We start from the raw sequence: 19,480 nt of genomic DNA, 5'->3' as shown, positions 1-19,480 counted from the left end.
CCTTAAGTAGTAGGCGGTTGTCGTAAGCGCCACGGTAGCTAGTGCGAAAAACGTGCGAAATGTGACATTCCATCGTGTAAATTGCGCGCACCTAGCCACAGTACAAAGGTTGACTAAGCTGAGAACCCTGACAAGGACAATTTGCCATTTTTTGATTTGTAGTTTTTACCTGTTCAAAAAATAAAAAACCTCATTTAAAAGACGAGAGGGCATTTTTTCAATGAAAGAAATTGCGAATTTGGCCCGAATTGTGACATTGCGTCGGGCGCGGCAGCGCCCCTTGCTCGATTTAGATGTTGCCCGATTGGGTAAAGAAGAACGGCTGATGCAGGAAGTAGCTACTAACCCGGAAGTTACTGCTATTCAGCTCACAAAGTCACTCTACGGGACAAATTCGGCTAGCAACCAGGCGGCTATGCGCCAGCTGCGGGCCCGGGTGCAGGATAAGCTGCTAAATCACCTGTTTTTTCTGGACCACTCCGACCCGCGCTTCTTGGTATCGCGGCGCTACGAGGTCGAGTGCCTGGATTTGCTGCACAAGGTGACTATTCTGTTTCTGGAAGGAGAATACACCCTGACCGAGCGCCTGCTGCGCCGCTGTGCGCGACTGGCTGCCCAAAGCGATTTTACGGCTTACGAGGAGCAGGCTATGCAGCGCCTGCGCAGTATCTACGCGGCGCAGCATCAGCAAAATAAGTATGATGAGGTGAATGCCCGGCTACTGGTGCTCCGCCAAATACTGGCCGTGGAGCAGGAGGCCGAACAAATTCACTTGGTAGTGGTGCTGGGTACCGAGCAAGCAGTGGCTAAGCGCCGGGCGGTGCAGCTCAAGCTACCCGCCTACCTGGCCCGGCTGGAGGAGCTCTATGAGCTGGCACCCACGTTCGCCACTTTTTTTGCCCGCTACCGCGTGCGCATAAGCGGCGCTGGGCTGGCGGGGCGCTATAAGGATATAATTGCGGAAACGGAAGCCGCCAATGCGCTGCTGCAACAGGGCAAGCTGAATGCCCGGCGCTTCGACCAGCGCTTCAACCAATTTATGAATGTGTATGCGCACTTACGCGGCCGGCAGCCCGAGGCGGGCCTTAAGCTGGCCGAGGCATTTGCGGAAACTATTCACCCTACTTCCAGCAACTGGTTCTACTTCTACGAGCACTACCTGCTGCTGGCCTTGCACGCGCGGGAGTACGACGCGGCCCTGACGCTGCTGCACACGGCCCAAAAAAACCCGTCGTATGGTAAGCAGCGGCAAGGTGCCCTTGAGCGTTGGGAGCTGCTGGAGGCCTACACCGAACTGGCACTGCCCGCCGAGCAGCTGCCACTGCGCCGGCGCAACCAGCTGGCCGTGTTCGCGGCTCTCACGGTGCCCGAGTATAGCCGCGATAAGCGGGGCTACAACGTGGCCATCCTCGTTTTTCAGCTGGTGCATTACCTCCAGCAGCGGCTGCTGGAGCCGGTGCTAGTGCGCCTGGAGCGGCTGCGCAAGTACCAGCAGCGCCACCTGCGCGATGCGGCCACGCTACGCAGCCGCACGTTTTTGCGGCTGCTACTGCTGCTGCCCGAGGCCGAGTTTAACCCCAAGGAGCTGGCCCAGCGCGACAAAGCATTGCTGGCCACGCTGCAACAAGCGCCCCTGGCCGGCGAGGCCGATGCGGAGGTAGAGTTTATCCCGTACGAAAACTTGTGGAAGCTGATAATGAACGTGTTGCGGCAGGGCGGCCCACAGTAGCACTGGCTACGGCTCCACTACCACTTCCTGGCTCACGCAGTTGCTGGCAGCGCACGCGCCGGGGCCATAGCCCCGCAAGCTCATGCGCACCGGAAAGCGCCCGGCTTTGCGAAAGCTGTGCTCGACGCGCCGGCCCTGTTGGGTGTAGCCATCGCGAAAATCCCAGATAACGACCACCGACTGGCAGTCGGGTAGCACCGAGTCGAGGGCGTCGAACGTCACGGGCTGGCCCACGCGGGCCTTGAGGGTGGGCCCGGCGCTAAAATTGAGCACTGGCTTAAGCAACAGGTTCACATCGAACGTTCTTTCGGCGTGGCGCACTTCGCCGGTGGCGGGCACCACCACATCGAGCACTACTTGGTAGCGGGCGCGGGCTTTGTAGCAGTGCGTAATAGTGAGCCCGGTGAGTGTGGTACCATCGCCCATATCCCAGCGGTATTCGAGGGGGCCGGCGGCGGGGTCTACCGAGCGGCTGGCATCGAAATCGACGCAGAGCTCGGCAGGTTGCAGCGGCCCGCACACGGCGGTAGTAGTATCGGTAGCAGCGGTTTGGGCGTGGGCCCCGGCGGCTGGCAGGGCCAGCGCCGCAGCCAGGGTGGCCGCACTCCGCAGCCGGCTCACCGCCGATAAAAGAATAGAAAAGGAGCGCACCAGAAAACGAGTTAGCGTGAGAGAAGTGGAGCCAGCTGCCCCGCTACAATTTGTTGAGACGCTGCAACAGCCCGCGCATGTAGGTTTGGCCCACTGGAATGTATTTCTCCTTGATAAGCAGGGAGTTGTCTTCCAGCGACTGCACGTAGTCGATGTTGATGATAAACGAGCGGTGCACCCGCACGAAGCGCTGGCCCGGAAATTTTTCCTCAATGGCCCGCATGGTGCTGTACACAATGAGCTTGCTGCGGCTCGTGACGAGGTGCACATAGTCGCCGAGGGCCTCCACGTAGAACACATCGGCAAAATCGACGCGTACCAGCTTGTTATCTACCTTCACGAACGTGAACTCGGGGTTGCTGTCGGCGGGCAGCGTGAGCACATCGGTGGCCTCGGTAGTGCGCTGGGCCGTAATGGTTTCGAGCACTTTATTGGCGGCCTGCAAAAAACGTGGGTAGGAAAGGGGCTTGAGCAGGTAGTCGGCCACGGCAAACTCGAAGGCCTGCACCGCATACGACTGGCTGCTGGTAATGAGCACCACCTGGGGCGGGTCGGGGAGGGCGCGCAGCAGGTCGAGACCCGACATCAGCGGCATCTCCACATCCAGAAACAATACGTCAAATGCCTGGGTGCGAAGGACTTCGGCAGCTTCAATGGCGCTGGTGCACGCACCGGAGTCTTCTAGAAAAGGGGTGTTGCTGATGCAGTTGCTTACTATTTGTACCGAAATGGGGTCATCATCGACCACCAGGCAGCGGAGCGGCGCAGCAGGCAGGGTATCGGTTTCAGTAGTGGAAAGAGGCATAGAGCAGAGAAAAGGTGGGCCAAACAAACTAAACAAATGTAGGCGCTGCATGCTACTCCGCCACTGCCGAAACACCCTCAACTGGTGAGCCATTGGCAACTTCCTGGCCCAGTGGCTTAGGCCCGGGCTTGCAGCTGCGGATAAAGCTGGCCCAACTGTTGCCGCACCGTTTGGAGCAGCGGCTCGCAGTAGGGGCAATCGGGCTGGCTGGCGCTGCGCTCCAGCTCATCGAGCTGGGCGTGCAGGCCCGGTACCCCAAAGTAGGCCACCTGCCCCTTTAGCTTGTGGGCGGTGGCCGCCAGGGCAGCCCGGTCGTGCGGGTAGGCGGCGGCCAACAGCAGCTCCTGGGCCGGTGCTTCGGTGAGGAACGTATTGACAATCTGACTTATAAAGCTGGCATTACCGCCCGATAGCTCTTCCAGCTGCTGCCAGTTGGGGTGCAGGGTGGGCGAGGCGGGCGGCAGCGGGGCGGGCGTGCCGGGTACCAACTCGGGCACCAGGCGGCCGGTGAAATGAGCCAGCCGGGCGTAGAGCATGGCCGGCTCGAAGGGCTTGGCCAGCAGGTCGTTCATGCCGGCTTCCAGGGCCATGCTGCGGTCTTCGGGCAGCACCGAGGCCGTGAGGCCGATGATGGGGAGCTGGGCCGCGTTGGGGTAGTGCTGGCGCAGGGCGCGGGTGGCCCCGTAGCCATCAAGCTCGGGCATCTGGATGTCCATAAACACGGCGTCGAAGGGCTCGGTAGCGGCGAGCACGCACGCCACGGCGAGGCGGCCATTTTCGGCTACCTCAACGTGTATATTCCACTTCTCCAGGGTTTTACGGGCCACCAATTGATTGAGGCGGTTGTCTTCGGCCACCAGCACGCGCAGGGCAGGCTCGAAAGGCGGCAGCGGCCCCGCCACGGTAGTGAGCAGCGCCTGCCGGGCGTCGGCCACGGGGTAGGTGAGCTCAAAGTAAAACTGCGAGCCCACGCCTTCTTCGCTGCGCACGCCCAGCTGGCCGCCGTGCAGCTGCACCAAGCTGCGGGCAATGCTCAGGCCCAGGCCGGTGCCGCCAAACTCGCGGGTGGTGCTGGCGTTGGCCTGCGAAAAGTCTTCAAAAATGGCCGACAGCTTATTGGCCGCAATGCCAATGCCGGTGTCCTGCACCTCAAACCGCAGGGCCGCGCGGCCAGCCTGGACCGCCGGGCCGGGGGCCGGGGCCACGCGCACCGTTACGCCGCCCTGGCGGGTAAACTTGAGGGCGTTGCTAACCAGGTTAACCAGTACTTGCTGGAGGCGCACGGGGTCGCCCACGACGGCAAGGGGCACATCGTCAGCTACTTCTACGCGCAGGCTCAGGCCTTTGCTATCGGCCGCGTAGCGGAAGAGGGTGCTCAGCCCCCGCACGGCATCAGGCAGCCGAAAGGGTACCTGCTCCAGCGTCAGCTTGCCAGCTTCCATCTTCGAGGAATCGAGGATGTCATTGAGAATCACCAATAGATTTTGCGACGACGAACCAATAGCCGTCAAGTACTCATGCTGCTCTGGGTTGGTAGGGGTTTGCTGTAGCAGGTTGGTAAGGCCAATTACGGCATTCATCGGCGTGCGGATTTCGTGGCTCATATTGGCCAGAAACTGGGCCTTGGCCCGGCGCGAGGCCTCGGCCGCGTCGCGGGCAATGAGCAGCTCGCCGTTCATCTGCTCAATATCGCTGTTTTTTTGGCGCAGCTCCCGCGTGCGCACCTGCACGGTGCGCTCTAGCTGCATTTTCTGGCGGCGCAGCACGCCTTCGCGGGTGCGTACCACGGCCACCAGCAGCGCCGCCAGGGTTAGCACTTCAAGTACCAGGGCCAGCGGCGTGCGCCACCAGGGCGTGGCAATGCCGAAGGTGCGCGTGGCCGCCGGGCTCCAGGGCGCGCCCGGCCCGTTGCGCCGTACCTGTGCCTCAAACACATAGCTGCCCGCGCCAAGGCCGGCAAACTGCGCCTCGCCCACGGCGCTGGGGCGGCTCCAGTCGTCGGACAGCCCGCGCAGGCGGTAGCGGTAGCGCAGGCCCGCTACACCGCCCGGCACCAGGCTAATACCTTGATACACAAAGCTAATGCGGTGCCGGCCGGCCGGTAGCTGGCCCAGCGCCGCGGGGCGGCTTTCGCCATTTACCTCCGTGGCTGTGAAGGCCAGGGTGGGTGCGAGCGCGGCGCTGGGTCGGTAGCGCGCCAGCTGGGTCAGGTCGAGGCGCAGCTGGCCCGTGCGGGTGGCTATCCAGGCCAGGCCGGGGCTCAGCGCTGCGGGGGGCAGCAAGTCGCGGGCCAGCGCGTTGTCGGGTGTCAGGGGGGTGGCGATGCGGCGGGCATCAAACAAGCTCAGGCCCTGGGGGTGCACTGCTAGCAGGCTGCCGGCCAGCGGCGCGGGCAGCGGCAGCAGGGCCGAGAGGTAGTCGTTGGGCAATGAGCCAGCGGCTTTGCTCAAGTGTTGCCAGTGGCCCTTAGTTGGGAGAAAATACAAGCCCTGCCCCTCCGTGCCCACCCAGATAGTGCCCGCCGCGTCTTCGGCCAGCGTGCTGGCATCGAGGCCGGCGGCATTCAGCTTGGTGTGGCTGAAGCGGCGCTGGGCCGGCTGCCAGGTAGCCAGGCCAGCATTGTGCGTGGCTACCCAAACGCGCCCGCTGTGGTCGGCCAATAAGGCGTATATACTATTGTGGAGCAAGCCATTAGCAGTGGTAAAATGTTGGGTTCCCGGCCTTGGTGCGGCCGCGTCTTTAGCAGGAAATACATATACGCCATCGGCGGCCGTGCCCACCCACAGGCCCGAGCCGGGCGCGTAGGCTAGTGCCGTCACGGCCGAGCCCAGGGGCTGGGAAGTGCCCGGCCAGGGTGGCCCCGGCTGGCCGGTGGCCAGCTGCACTCGCACGCCGGCCGGCGTGCCCACCCACGCGCCGCCGCCCAGCGCCGCTGGCCGCGCCAGCACTACGCCCGCGGCAGTACCCAGCGGGCCGCTTGCCCGGGGCCAATGGCTGAGGTACCGGTCGGCGTGCTGCCAGAGGCCCTGGCCGGCAGTGCCCAGCCAGGCGTTGCCTTCGCGGTCTTCGAACAGGCAGCTGACTACCACGCCGGCGGGCAGGGCCAGGTGGTAGCGGCGCTGGTAGGCCCCGAGGCGGGCGGTATCGGGGGCTGGTGCGCCAAGGCGGCCGGGCTGGGGGCCGCCCCGCTCACTGGCCGGTGCGGCCCGAAACGACTGCCCCGCTGCTGGCCGCACCGAGCGGCCACCTTGGTCGTGCGCCAGCCAGAGAGCCCCGCTGGCAGGGTCTTGCCAAAGGCCGGTAACGAAGTTTTCGGCGAGGCCGTCGTGGGTGGTGAAGGTGATGAAGCGGCTGCCGTCGTAGCGCACCAGGCCCTCGGCGGTACCCAGCCAGAGGTAGCCCTGCCGGTCTTGCAGCAGGCAGTAGATAAAGGGCTGGCTCAGCCCCTCGGCGGGCCCAAACTGCCGCACGAACGACTGGGGTAATTGGGGGCCGGCGAGCACCGCCGCCTGATTAAAAATCGGCAGTATCAACAGCAGCAGTAACCAGCGCTGGCAAAATGATTTAAAACAAGAACAAAAAGAAGGCAGCACGCAGAAAGAAGGCAGGGCTAAGTAATGGTAACGCCTGAAAGTTAGCCGTGACGATGCCAGCGAGGCAGAAGTATTGGTTAAAAGCAGCTCCTCGCGGGTTCAACTCACCTTATCAGGTGGCGGGCGTTTAGCATGCGGTTCAAAATGTTCAACTGCTAAGCTTGGCGAATAGCGAAAAAAAATTGACTGATATCGTATTATTAGTGCTTATACTGCGCTCAAACGCATGCAGCGTATGATAAAAGCAAGCTCAAGAGCTCATGTTTGTGCTGCTCATTATCGGCTATTAGTCCTATAAGCCCGGTGGTGCGCTGCTAGGCGGTGGCGGGTGGCTGGCCTGCTGGTTGCTGGCGCGTAGCACGAATTGCCCATCATGGTGGCCCAGGTAGCAGGAGTGCGCCGCATAAGGCCACCGCGTAGTTGGGCAAGGCCATGCGCGCTCAGTTTTTGGGACAGTATAGATGATAAATTGTTGATAGTCTGATGCTTGTTTTTAATCAGCCTTGTCAGAATGGCCTGCGCGGTAGCCCTCGGCCCCCGAACCTTTTACTAGCCTGGGGGTTTGACCAACTACCGCGGCAAATACCGTAAATTTGTAGTTGCCCTGGCGGTTGTTCTGCCCGGTATTATTTTATCCTTTTGCTGTAAAACGATGGCTGTTTATCCCGAATACATGGTTGCCCCCATCCGCCAGGACCTGACGGAAGTTGGCTTTGAGCAACTCATGACCCCCGAGGCGGTTGATGCGGCCCTGGCCGGCACCGAAGGCACCGTGCTGGTGGCCGTAAACTCGGTGTGCGGCTGTGCCGCCGGTAAGGCGCGCCCCGCCCTCAAGCTGGCCCTCGCCAACGCTGAGAAGAAGCCCACTAAACTCGTAACCGTTTTTGCCGGCATGGAAACCGATGCCGTAGCCAAAATGCGCGAGCACATGCTGCCCTATCCTCCCTCCTCGCCTTGCATCGGACTTTTCAAAGATGGCGAGCTGGTGCACATGATTGAGCGCTACCACATTGAAGGCTCCGATATGATGCGCATTGTGAACAACCTGCAAGGCGCGTTCGAAGAGTACTGCTAACCGCAGATTCAAACGGATTAAACGAATTTCGCAGCTACGTCCCTGCGGGGCTAACTAGCCAAAAAGCAAAGAAAGCCGCCTGTATAGGCGGCTTTCTTTGCTTTTTTTATATCCTGCTTACCCTGCAAAATTTGGCTAGTCAGACCCGTAGGGGCGTAGCTGCGAAATTCGTTTAATCCGTTTGAATCTGCGGTAGGGTTTAGTTGGCTACTTCGCTCAGGAACTTGATGCGGACCAGGCGAACTTCTTCTTCCGAGAAGTCGTCGGCGCCCAGCTCGTGCATGGCGGTGGCAATGTTGTCGGTGGTGGCCGTCATGAAGTAGTCAAAAATCTCGTCCTGCTTGTCCTCGTCCACCGCCTCGCGGATGTAGTAGTTCAGGTTGAGACGCGTGCCCGAGTAGCAGATGTGCTCGATTTCCTCTACCAGGTCGGTCATCGAAATGCCCTGGCTGCGGGCAATGCCCACCAGATCCATCTTCTTGTCAATCTGCTGGATGATGTAAATCTTTAGCTTCGAGCGATTTACCGTGGACTTGATAATGACATCGGCGGCCGTTTCGATGTCGTTGTCCTCCACATACTTCTTGATGGCCGTTACGAAGGGCGCGCCAAACTTCTGGGCCTTGCCCTGGCCCACGCCCGAAATGTGCGTCAGCTCGTGCAGCGTTTGCGGGTAGGTGGTGGCCATCTCCTTCAGGCTGGGGTCCTGAAAGAGCACGTAGGGCGGCAGGCTTTTCTGTTTGGCCACCTGCCGGCGCAGCTCCTTGAGCTGGGTAAACAGCGCCTCGTCGTGGCCGGCCGCCTGTTGAATTTTCTCGCCGTCTTCTTCCTCCTGCTTCTCAGCCTCGAAATCGTGGTCCTTGGTGAGCGTGAAGGGATGCGGATTCTCGATAAAATCAATCCCTTTGGGCGTGATGTGAATGAGGCCAATCGAGTCGATGTCCTTCTCCAGCATGCCGTTGAGCAGGCATTGGCGCAGCACCGAAAGCCAGTGCTGCATGTCGCCGCTCAGTGCCTTGCCCTGACCATACACCGGCAGGCCATCGTGGCCATAGCTGTCGATGTGCGGGTTGCGCAGGCCCAGCAGCACCTGCGCAATGTGGTCGAGGCCAAAGCGGGCCTCCGTTTGCACCACGGCGCGCAGGGCCAGGCCCACGTGCGCAGCCCCCTCAAATTTCTCCTTGGGGTGGCGGCAGTTGTCGCAAAAGCCACAGTCCTGGTCGAGCTGCTCACCGAAGTAGTGTAGCAGCTGCCGGCGGCGGCAAACGGCTGATTCCGAGTAGTTTGTCATTTCCAGCAAGAGTTGCCGGGCGTTATCACGCTCAGTAACGGGCTTGTCTTTGCTGAATTTTTCGAGCTTCAGAATGTCGTCGTAGCTGTAGAACATGAGGCAGTTGCCCTCCATGCCGTCGCGGCCGCCGCGGCCGGTTTCCTGGTAGTAGCCCTCAATGCTCTTGGGCGCGTCGTAGTGAATCACGAAGCGCACATCGGGCTTATCGATGCCCATGCCGAAGGCGATGGTCGCCACAATGACATCACAGTCCTCACTCAGAAACGCGTCCTGGTTGTGCATGCGGGTGTGCGGGTCGAGGCCGGCGTGGTAGGGTAGGGCGCGCACATCGTTAACGCGCAGTAATTCAGCTACTTCCTCCACCTTCTTGCGGCTCAGGCAGTAGATGATGCCCGCCTTGCCCTTGTGCGACTGCACGTACTGAATGAGCTGCTTCTTGGTGTTGCGCTTGGCGCGCACCTCGTAGTAGAGGTTGGTGCGGTTGAAGGAGGTCTTGAAGACGCTCGCATCGTCCATGTGCAGGTTTTTCTGGATGTCGAGCTGCACCTTGGGCGTGGCCGTGGCCGTGAGCGCGATAAGCGGAATCTTGCCTCCCAGGTTGTCGATTATACCGCGAATCTTGCGGTATTCGGGCCGGAAATCGTGGCCCCACTCCGAAATGCAGTGGGCCTCATCAATGGCTACAAACGAGATGCTGGCTTTTTGGAGAAAAGCAATCGTATCGTCCTTGCTCAGGCTCTCGGGAGCTACGTATAAAAGCCGCACCTCGCCCGAAATCACGTCTTTTTTAACGCGGTTCATCTCCGTCTTGGTCAGCGTCGAATTGTACACCTGCGCGTTTACCCCAAAAGCCGACAGCTGGTCGACCTGATTTTTCATCAGCGCAATGAGCGGCGAGATAACGATGGCTGTGCCCGGCAACACCAGCGCGGGCAACTGGTAGCACAGGCTTTTGCCGGCGCCCGTGGGCATGATAACGAACGTATTTTTACCAGCTAGAATATTCTGAATAACAGCCTCTTGCGTGCCTCTAAACTGGCCAAAGCCAAATACTTCCTTGAGCTTGGTTTTTAGCTCGACTTGCGCAACAACTGGTTCTTCAACGACGGTCAGTGACATAGACTGGCAAAATAAGGCGAAGCGGGGAGCGTGGGTTCTAAGCGAAGATAAGCAGGAAGTGATTTTTTTAGTAAAAAAATAGTCGCTTACACGTAACATTTTAAAAAGGTTCCCCTAATGGTTGGGGTTAATTGGGAAGGGACTGGCGGGGGGCGCCCCCGGCTGCGCGGCTGCGGTGCCGCCGCCGGGCGTATTTTTGGCTGTGCAACCAACTCCCCCCACCGTCCCCGCAGCTCCTATCGATGTGCTGGCCGTGGCCCGCCAAGTGCTGCTTACCGAGGCCGACGCCCTGCGCGACGTGGCGCAGGCCGTGGGGGCTACGCCCGATTTTGCCCGTTGCGTGGCCGCCTTGCTGGCCCTAAAGGGCCGCGTGGTGGTCACTGGCGTGGGCAAAAGCGCACACATTGCGGGCAAGCTGGTAGCCACGCTCAATGGCACCGGCACGCCCGCACTGTTTATGCACGCCGCCGATGCCATTCACGGCGACCTGGGCATGATTCAGGCCGACGACTTTGTGGTGGCCATCAGCAAGAGCGGCGACACGCCCGAGATAAAGGTGCTGGTGCCGCTGCTGCGCCGCAAGGGCGTGCCACTGGCCGCACTGGTCAGCAACGCCGATTCGTACCTGGCCAAGCAGGCCGATTACGTGCTGCATGCCCCCGTGCGCCGCGAGGCCTGCCCCCACGACCTGGCCCCCACCACCAGCACCACCGCCGCCCTGGCCCTAGGCGACGCCCTGGCCGTGTGCCTGCTCGAAAGCCGCCAGTTTACGGCTCAGGATTTTGCCCGCCTGCACCCTGGCGGCACGCTCGGCAAGAAGCTCTACCTTACCGTGGGCGACCTCAGCCGCCAAAACCAGCGCCCGCAGGTGGGCGAAGCGGCGTCGCTACAAGAAGTCTTGCTGGAAATATCGGGCAAGCGCCTGGGGGCCACCGCCGTGCTCGACGCGGCGGGCCACCTGGCCGGCATCATCACCGACGGCGACCTGCGCCGCATGCTGGGCCGCGGCCACCTGGCCGAGCTGGAAGCCCTGACGGCCCGCGATATTCTCACGCCCCACCCGGCCACCATCGACATTACCGAGTTTGCCGCCGAAGCCCTGGCCCGCATGCAAGCCCGCAACATCACGCAGCTTATCGTGACGGAAGGCGGTAGCTTCGCAGGGTTCATTCACCTGCACGACTTACTACGCGAAGGCTTGGTGTAGAAGCGACCAAGCCAACCAGCACCAAATTAACTTCTTCCATGAATCATACTTATCTCGTGGTGATGGCGGGCGGCATTGGTAGCCGCTTCTGGCCCTTTAGCCGCACGCAGCACCCCAAGCAGTTTCACGACGTAATGGGCGTGGGCCGCTCGATGCTCCAGCTCACGGTAGACCGCTTTCAGGATATTTGCCCGCCCGAAAACGTGTTCGTAGTCACCAACCGCGACTACATCAACCTCGTGCACGAGCACCTGCCCGAGCTACCCGCCGACCAGATTCTGGGTGAGCCCATTGGCCGTAATACGGCCCCGTGCATTGCCTACGCCAGCTACCGCATTGCGCAGCGCGACCCTGAAGCCACCATTATCGTATCGCCAGCCGACCACGCCGTGCTGCGCGAAGAAGAGTTGTGCCGCCTCATACGGGCGGCCGTGGAGGCGGCCCGCCAGCACCCGGTTCTTATCACGCTGGGTATTCAGCCCTCGCGGCCCGACACAGGCTACGGCTACATCCAGTACATGGACGGCGCATCGCACCGCCTACCCGGTACCGACCTGTATAAGGTGAAGACCTTCACGGAAAAACCTAATGCGGACCTCGCCCGCATGTTCATCGATAGCGGCGATTTTCTCTGGAACGCTGGCCTGTTTGTGTGGCGCGCCGACGTCATTATCGACGCTTTTCATCAATCGCTCAGCGATATTGCGGAGGTATTTGACGAGGGCAAGGAATTGCTGGGCACCGCCCAGGAGGCCGCATTTATCGACGAGGCCTATTCGCGCTGCCGCAATATCAGCATTGATTTTGGGGTAATGGAAAAGGCTGACAACGTGTACGTTATGCCAGCAAATATTGGTTGGAGCGACCTGGGCACCTGGGATTCGCTGCACCGTGTAAGTACCCCCGATGCCCACGGCAACGTGGTAGACGGCGACGCCATGCTCTACGACACGCGCGATTGCCTCATCAAAACGCCCCACGAGCGCCTAGTGGTAGTGCAGGGCCTGGAAGGCTATATCGTGGCCGAGCACGACAACGTGCTGCTCATCTGCCAGCGCTCAGAAGAGCAGCGGGTGAAGGACTTCGTGGCCGATGTGAAAAGCAAAAAAGGCAATGGCTATAACTAGGTAAGTTGCTCATAAATAGAAAGTCAACTATTTGCTTCGGTAACAGTAATCAATAAAGAAGCCCCCGTACCACTTGCCTGGTGCGGGGGCTTCTTTGCTGAAATTCAACTACTTGCTTCGGCGGGTAATGTGCGCAAAAAAGACGGTTAGCTTCGGCCTTTCGCTACTTCAAACAGCATGATGCCGGCGGCCACACCCACGTTGAGACTCTGAATCTGGCCGCTCATGGGAATGCGCAGGCGCTGGTCGCAGAGGCGCAGCAGGTCGGGCGAAATGCCGTCTTCTTCTGAGCCCATGAGCACGGCGATGGGGCCGGTGAGGCTGGCGGGCTCGGTATGGCCGAGGTCGGCGTCGGCTTTCTCGGTGCAGGCGATTACTGTTAACCCACTCTCTTTCAGAAAGATAATGGTTTGGCGCAAATCAGTCTCGCGGCATACGGGCAGGATGTTGAGCGCGCCGGCCGAGGTTTTTACGGCGTCGCCGTTGATTTGGGCCGCGCCGTGGGCGGGCACTACCAGGGCTTGCACGCCCATGCACTCGGCGGTGCGGGCAATGGCACCGAAGTTGCGCACATCCGTCACGCGGTCGAGCAGCAGTATGAAGGGCACTTTACCATCCTCAAACAAGCCGGCGAGCAGCGTGTCGAGCGGGGCAAAGTCGATGGGCGACACGAAGGCGACGGCACCCTGGTGGTTTTTGCGGGTCAGGCTTTCCAGCTTTTCGAGCGGCACCAGCGACACGGGCACATTGGCCTCGCGGGCCAGGGCCGAAATATCCTGCGTGAGCGAGTTTTTAGTGGCGCGCAGCAGGAAAATCTTGTCCAGGGTGCGCCCGGCGTTCAGCGCCTCCATAATGGGGCGCAGGCCGAAGAGCATGTCGATGCTGCGGTCGGCGGCGGGGCGGGTGTTGTGCTCGCGGTAAAATGGGGTGGCCCCGCGCTCGCCACCGTCGCGGCCGCCGCTGGCGGGCCGGTTGGGCGTTACCTGCCGGCCGCGCTCGTCGTAGAACGGGCGCTGGGGGCGGGCCTTGTTGGCCCCGTCGTTGCCGGCGGGGCGGCGGTCATCGCGGCCTTCGCCCCCGGTGGGGCGGCCAGCGCGGCGCTCGCTGCTGTCGGCGCCATCGCGGAAGCGGCGGGGCACGTAGTCGTCACTGAACCCGTCGTTTAGCGGGCGGTCGTCGTTCTTCTCCATTGTTCTACGGCGGCATACCAGAGCAGTTCGTACTCGGGCCGGCGCACCAGTTCGTAGTTATCAGGTGCTAAGGTACTAGGGCGGGGCCGGAAGGTGAAGGCCACGGCCTCGCCCTGACGGCCGGCCTGGTCGTAGTGCCAGCGCTCGGTGCCGTCGGGCAGGCGGCGCACGCTCTGGGGTGGGCCCAGCACCACGTAGAGCAAGCCGCGGTCGGTGAGCCAGCCAGCCTTGTGGGCCGTAAATATTTCATTGGCAGTGGTTACGCGGCTGTAGTAGCGGCGTATCATCTCGCGGCCGCGGGTTTGGTCGCCGCCCGCCGCATCGAGCCAAAAGCGGTCGATGGCCCGCTTGGGCTCGGGTGATTTGAGCAGCGTTTGGCGCTCGGCGGCGGTGGTGAGGTAGCGCAGCGGCTCGATGATTTCGGGGGCGGTGCTTTGGCCCGGAAAGCTGGCCGGTACTACCAGCAGTGGCACGGTGTGCACGGGCTCGCCGCCCGCGCCGCCTATTTTCAGCGCATACAAGCCGGTGGTAGCAAAATGCAGCAAATTGCCGCTCGCTACTGGCGCGGCCGACGAGTCGAGCACGCCCAGCGTGCGCGGGGCGGCCACCTGGGTGCGCGGGTCGGTGAAGGGCGGCAGGGCGGGCGCGCCCGTGGGGTAGCGCCGCCAGCGCACCGGCTGCGCCAAGCCAAACGTAGCCACGGCCACGCCTTCGCCGGCATTCAGATAAGGCCGGGCCAGCACCAGGCCCGCCGAGTCGAGCAGCACGAAGGGCCGCGCCAGCAACTCGGGCGTGAGGCGCAGCCAGGCGGTAATGGCAGCATCCTGGTCGGCGCCCGGGGGCTGGTTGGCGAGGGAGGGCCTGTCGAGGCTCACTTGCAGCACCGCGCCGGGCGTGAGGCGCGCCGCCGCCATGGCTACCGTGAGCACCTGCACCGGGGCGGCGGAGTTGCTGCCGGGGTAAGGGTGGGCGGCGCGCACCTCCTGCCACAGCGGCTGCTTGGCCTCAAATGTGGCCCAGCCGGTGAGCCGCAGGGCCGGCGCCGTGGAACCCGGCACGGTAGCGGCGTGGTTGATAAAGATGCGCAGGCTGTCGCCTTCGCGGCGGGTAGTGGGCAGCAGCCGGTCGGGCACCGGTCGGTAGAGGCCCGCAAAATCGGGGGTGGGCAGCAGGCGCGGGGCGGCCGCCAGCCCGGGCAGCCCAGCCAATAAAAGCACTGCCCAAAACTTAGCCCCCGGCCCGCCGTAAATTGCTTTTCTTTTCGAATAACTCATGGCCATTACGCTTTCGTTGCTGCTGGTTTTCTTACTTGTACGGTATGTGCTCCCGCAGGTGCTGCGCGCCGTGCTGGGCAACTTTGTGCGGCAGCAGGTGCACAAGGCCCAGCAAGGTGGCTTTTATCCGCCCAATGCCCAGCAGCCCGGTGGTTATACTACGCAGGGTCAAGGGCAGGGCCAGCGCCAAGGCCAGGGCTACCAGCAGGACCACCGCGAGCCCGCCACCAAGCCCGGCCAGGTGCGCGTGGAGTACGTGCCGCCCACCACTTCCGCCAGCGAGCGCAAGCACGAATTTCGCGGCGGCGAATATGTGGACTATGAAGAGCTCCCCTAACCGCAGATTCAAACGGATTTAACGGATTTCACAGATACGGGGCTGCGCCCCTGGCTAGCAGGGTTTGCAATTATCTGGTTTTTTGAGTTTTCCTGGTTACCCAGGCTTCTGAGTTTATTGGGTTATGCTTTTCAGGCAGTAAAGCGAAGGAGCCGGCTGCCCCATGAGGTAGCCGGCTCTTTCGTTTTACCGCTGGCTTAGCCCACAAAAAAGCCCTCCGGCTAGTCAGGGGCGCAGCCCCGTATCTGCGAAATCCGTTTGAATCTGCGGTCGGGTTAGAAGCCTAGCCCTACTCGCAGGCCGGTGCCCACGCGCTGCCCGCTTTGCAGGCCGGTGTAAAAATCGACCCGCGCTACTTTGAAAATGTGCTCGACGCCCGCACCCAGTTCCAGATAGTGACCTACTTGATTGGTGTGCAGATAGTTGAGCGAAATAACTTCCTGCCACTTGAGGGCGCGTAGCAGCGGCAGGCGGTTGAAGATAAAGCCGTTGAAGTGGTGGCTGAAATGGCCCTCGAAGTAGCTGGCGCGGGTGCTGTACTGGTAGTAATCGAGCAGCTGAAACTGCGTGAAGTCGGCAGCCAGCAGGGTGCGGTTACCCGAAAAATGGCGGTAGTCGGCGAAGGTCAGCCCCTCTTGCTTTCCCACGAAGCCACCCACAATAGCCTGCACCGAGGAGGTGCCCAGCAGCCCAAACTGCTTGCTGTGGCGCACCGAGCCTTGCAGCAGCAGGTAGCGCACATCGGCCCCCAGCATATGCGGCACGGCCAGCCGCGCCTGCGCCCCAAACGTGGGCCACTTCGAGCCCAGGTTGAACTTGGCGTCGGGCCGCGTGATGTAGCGCTGGCCGGGCTTGTAGCTTAGGTTGAGGCCCAGCACGGCCGCGTCGCTGCGGCCAAAGGCGGTGCCATCGGGCGATTCGTCGGCCACCGGCCGGTTGGGGGTAAAGGCCCGGTCCGGTACGTCGTGCCACAGGTAATCGGCTGTATTATAAAGCTCTACACGGCGGAAGTAGCTGGCCGCGCCGCGCACCGTGAGGCCATTTACCGGCTCCCAGAGGTAGCTGATTTCGGCCCCTTCGCGGCGATACAGCTTGGCGTAGTTGCGATTGGCCAGCAGCGAATAGGCCGAGTTGATGAAGGGCGTAAGCTGCGAGTTGCGGTCGAAGTTCTCGATGGTGCGGCCCGCCACCAGGCCCACCTGGCGCAGCTTCTGCGGGTCGAGCTGCCAGTTGAGGGTGAGGCTGGGTTGCAGTTGCTTGTTGCTGAAGCCGTAGCGTAGCGTGGGCGTGAGGCTGATGAAGCGGCGGTCGGCGGTGCGCTGGCGGTAGGTAGCCTCGGCATTTAGCACATAGCCCTCTACCGTGTTGTACTGCAGTTCATTAAAGATGGGCGCAACACTGAAGCTGCGCTTGGCGAAGGTGTTGCTGTAGGTGTAGCCGGTGAGCAGCAGCTTGCCCACGCCCAGCTCATTACGCTTGCGGTCGAGCGAATCCTGGTAGGGGCGCGACTTACGCACTACCTCACTGCTGTCTTTCTTATGATAATCTACTTTTTCTTCCTCCGTGAGCGGCACCGGGCGCACCTGGCTCCAGTAGGTAGTATCGCGCTCGTTCACGCCTTTTTCGACCAGCTGCACCTCGTTGCGTTTCATCTGCGACAGCGGGTCGTTGCGCAGCGAGTCGCGCTGCACCTGCTTCACCTGGCGGCGCACCTGCCGGCTCAGGCCGGCCAGGTTGGGCTTGTCGCGCTTGATTTGGCGCGTCAATTCCTTGGTAGTGACGGGCGCAATAACGGGCGCCGCCACGGGCGTGCCGCCAGCCACGGGCGCGGGCGCCTTTACCTCGGGCGGGGCCGGGTACGTGGGAACTACGCGGTTGTAGTTGGAAAAAACGGCTGTTACGAAGCCCGTACCCTTAAAGCCAAAGGCCGAAAAACTCACCGCCAGCTTCTGCGACTGAATAATCCAGGCGTGGGGCACGCCCGGCGCGGGGGCAAACAGCTGCTCAATGTGCAGGTCGTCGACGTAGTCGAGCTGGGCGTCTTTGGTGAGGCGCAGGTCCACGGAGTGCAGCCGCCACGAGCCATCTACCACGTAGATGAAGCCCGAGAAAACGGGGTCGGCGCGGCGGCGCGGGCTAACGCGGATTTTGTGCACCAGCTCGCCGTTTTGCTGGCTGCTGCCCACTAGCTCATATTGGTAAAATGACAACGCGTTGCCGGCAATCGGTGACACGAAGCCGCGCTCCGAAAAACCCGATTTCACCAGGTTATTATAGAAGCTGAGGCCCCGCCCGGCGCTGGCCCGGTTGAAGCTGATGCCGTGCGAGTCGCCGCTGACGCGGCTCGACAGCATGCGCTCCTTCACCACATCGGGCTGGGTGAAGGCAATTTCGGACAGGCTTTCGGAGAGGTAAAAAATGCCCGGCTTGAGGTCGGGCCCTACTTTCACGAGGCCAAAAATCTTGCTGGGCGTTTCGCTGAGGCGGCCCAGACTTTTGAGGTAGATGCGGGCCCGGAAGGCCGCCACCTCGCGCTGGTGGTAGGCACGCCACTGCTGCGCGTGCTGGATGATGGCGTAGGCAGGGTCGCGGTCGGAGCCGCGCACCGTCACTTCGGCCAGGCTAAACGATTCGGGGGCCAGCGTAACGTTGAAGGTGAGCGTGGAGTCGCCGGCCGGCACGCGCACGGCTTCGGTGCGCGGTTTATACCCAACGTATTGAAAGACAAATTGATAAGTACCAGCCTCCAGCCGCAGCTGGTACTGGCCCTGCTCATTGGAGCCGGTGCTGGTGGCCGAGCCGCGCACGGCCACGTTGGCAAAAGGCAGGCCGGTGCCGTCGGGCCCGCTCACCTTGCCCTTGATGGTGCCGGCGCGGGCGGCCGCGGGTAGCAGCGCGAGCAACACCAAACACCAGCGAAATAAACTAACTAAACTCATCAAACTACCTGAATAATAAAGCGGACGCGAAGTAGTGGCAAGTTAGGCGCAGCCAGTTGATATGGGCCCAAAAAAGAGCAGCCGGGCCGGCTGCTCTTTTTTAGATGCAAATACTGCGCAAAGGGTTGGTAGCTCAAGGCTAGCGCCATGCGCCCCGGTCTGCCAGCGCGAGCCGGCCAACCGGTTGTCGTTGCGCCGCAAGGCTGCGCTTTTCGGGGCGGTGAGCTACGACGCGGGTTAGCTGGCTTCTTTTTTGGCTCCCTGCCGGCTTGTGTACCAGGCATTGAGGACCACGCCCAGCAGCACCAGCGCAATGCCGGGGTACACGGCGGGTTTTATTTCATCGCCAAACACGAAGTAGCCCAGCGCCGTGGCGTAAAGGAGGCCTAGGTAGTCGAGGGTAGCTAAGTAATTGGCCTGGTGTTCGTTGAAAGCCCGCGTGACGCACCACAGCGCTACGTGGGTAAATACCCCGGCCAGCGCTAGCCAGGCCCAGTCGGTGCCGTGGGGCAGCTTTAGGTCAAACAGCATCCAGACGGCCGCGATGGCCAGCGGCACCAGGTTGAAGTAAAAAACCGGCACCAGCGGCGGTATGTCGTCACGCACCCGGCGCAAAAACACGCTGCTCAGGCCCGACGATACGGCCGCCCCCACGCCCAGCAGCACGCCCGCCGACAACAATCCCTCCGTGCCCTTAGCCAGTAGCACGCCGGTTACGGCCAGCGCGTAAAATAGCCATTGCCAAGGTTTTAGCGGCTCGCCCACCAGCCAGATGGCGGCCACTGCCGTTACCACCGGGGCCAGGTAGCTGAGCGCGCTGGCCCCGCCCAGCGGCAGCACTTTTAGCGCCAGAAACCCCAGCACCAGCGAGCCGGCCCCAAACACGCCGCGCCCCAGCAAATTGGCCCGCTCGGGCGGCGGGCCCCACACCGGCACGCCCGTGCGCCGCAGTTGCCACATCGTTAGGCTGAGCGAGATAAGGCAGCGGGCAAAAATAATTTCGGCGGTGGGCACGCCGTCGAGCTCCTTCACGGCTACGTTAACGACGGCTAGCAGGGCCGTGGAGGCCAGCATGTAGCGGATTCCGGGCGAGATGGACATAGAGGCAAAAGCGGGGGCGGCCCCGGCGCGGCGGCACGTTTG

13 protein-coding genes are annotated in these 19,480 nt (G+C 61.9%); 5 read left to right on the top strand and 8 right to left on the bottom strand.

The genetic code is table 11. The features are described from left to right. The first annotated feature begins 304 nt into the window (after positions 1-304). A complete protein-coding gene (locus tag QMK33_RS00520; protein ID WP_283562597.1) occupies positions 305-1,729 on the top strand; it encodes a hypothetical protein in 1,425 nt (474 codons plus the stop codon). Positions 1,730-1,735: 6 nt separating this feature from the next. Here the strand turns inward: QMK33_RS00520 and QMK33_RS00515 are convergent, their stop codons facing one another. From QMK33_RS00515 to QMK33_RS00505, 3 genes are all read right to left on the bottom strand, one after another. Beyond that, complete coding sequence (locus QMK33_RS00515) at positions 1,736-2,380, bottom strand: PKD domain-containing protein (protein WP_283562596.1); 645 nt, start codon at positions 2,378-2,380, stop codon at positions 1,736-1,738. A gap of 43 nt (positions 2,381-2,423) precedes the next feature. Further along, the gene (locus QMK33_RS00510) at positions 2,424-3,185 is read right to left on the bottom strand and encodes a LytR/AlgR family response regulator transcription factor (RefSeq protein ID WP_283562595.1); all 762 of its coding nucleotides are present in this window, start codon (positions 3,183-3,185) and stop codon (positions 2,424-2,426) included. A 116-nt stretch (positions 3,186-3,301) separates the two neighbouring features. Continuing rightward, entirely contained in the window at positions 3,302-6,718 is a 3,417-nt protein-coding gene (locus tag QMK33_RS00505; protein WP_283562594.1) for a hybrid sensor histidine kinase/response regulator, read from the bottom strand. Positions 6,719-7,430: 712 nt separating this feature from the next. On the opposite strand from QMK33_RS00505, the gene QMK33_RS00500 reads away from it, so the two are divergent. Beyond that, positions 7,431-7,853 (top strand): BrxA/BrxB family bacilliredoxin, encoded by a 423-nt coding sequence (locus tag QMK33_RS00500; RefSeq protein WP_283562593.1) that lies wholly within the window; start codon positions 7,431-7,433, stop codon positions 7,851-7,853. A 199-nt stretch (positions 7,854-8,052) separates the two neighbouring features. Here QMK33_RS00500 and recQ read toward each other — a convergent pair whose 3' ends face one another. Further along, complete coding sequence (recQ, locus tag QMK33_RS00495) at positions 8,053-10,263, bottom strand: DNA helicase RecQ (protein WP_283562592.1); 2,211 nt, start codon at positions 10,261-10,263, stop codon at positions 8,053-8,055. Between the two features lie 202 nt (positions 10,264-10,465). Between recQ and QMK33_RS00490 the strand changes: the two genes are divergently transcribed. After that, positions 10,466-11,470, top strand: coding sequence for a KpsF/GutQ family sugar-phosphate isomerase (locus QMK33_RS00490; protein ID WP_283562591.1), 1,005 nt, complete (start codon positions 10,466-10,468; stop codon positions 11,468-11,470). A 38-nt stretch (positions 11,471-11,508) separates the two neighbouring features. Further along, positions 11,509-12,597 carry a mannose-1-phosphate guanylyltransferase gene (locus tag QMK33_RS00485; RefSeq protein ID WP_283562590.1) on the top strand — a complete coding sequence of 363 codons (1,089 nt, stop codon included), beginning with the start codon at positions 11,509-11,511 and terminating at the stop codon, positions 12,595-12,597. Positions 12,598-12,743: 146 nt separating this feature from the next. Here the strand turns inward: QMK33_RS00485 and rlmB are convergent, their stop codons facing one another. Together rlmB and QMK33_RS00475 are read right to left on the bottom strand one after the other, a co-directional pair. Then, positions 12,744-13,787, bottom strand: a complete 1,044-nt coding sequence (rlmB, locus tag QMK33_RS00480) for a 23S rRNA (guanosine(2251)-2'-O)-methyltransferase RlmB (protein WP_283562589.1) — start codon at positions 13,785-13,787, stop codon at positions 12,744-12,746. After that, on the bottom strand, positions 13,760-15,004 hold the full coding sequence (locus tag QMK33_RS00475) for a GWxTD domain-containing protein (protein ID WP_283562588.1): 1,245 nt from the start codon (positions 15,002-15,004) through the stop codon (positions 13,760-13,762). Before QMK33_RS00475 ends, rlmB begins: the two co-directional genes overlap by 28 nt. Positions 15,005-15,059: 55 nt before the next feature. Here QMK33_RS00475 and QMK33_RS00470 point away from each other — a divergent pair, with 55 nt between their 5' ends. Next, on the top strand, positions 15,060-15,398 hold the full coding sequence (locus QMK33_RS00470) for a DUF4834 family protein (RefSeq protein WP_283562587.1): 339 nt from the start codon (positions 15,060-15,062) through the stop codon (positions 15,396-15,398). Positions 15,399-15,673: 275 nt separating this feature from the next. Here QMK33_RS00470 and QMK33_RS00465 read toward each other — a convergent pair whose 3' ends face one another. Beyond that, the gene (locus QMK33_RS00465; RefSeq protein WP_283562853.1) at positions 15,674-18,304 is read right to left on the bottom strand and encodes a DUF5686 and carboxypeptidase regulatory-like domain-containing protein; all 2,631 of its coding nucleotides are present in this window, start codon (positions 18,302-18,304) and stop codon (positions 15,674-15,676) included. A gap of 270 nt (positions 18,305-18,574) precedes the next feature. Beyond that, complete coding sequence (locus tag QMK33_RS00460; RefSeq protein ID WP_283562586.1) at positions 18,575-19,438, bottom strand: DMT family transporter; 864 nt, start codon at positions 19,436-19,438, stop codon at positions 18,575-18,577. Positions 19,439-19,480 lie beyond the last annotated feature (42 nt).

Origin of the sequence: Hymenobacter sp. H14-R3 (assembly GCF_030063445.1) — a bacterium.
Lineage (GTDB): Bacteria > Bacteroidota > Bacteroidia > Cytophagales > Hymenobacteraceae > Hymenobacter.
Note: the sequence above shows the minus strand (reverse complement) of the source record. Positions and strands in the feature narration are given on the sequence as shown.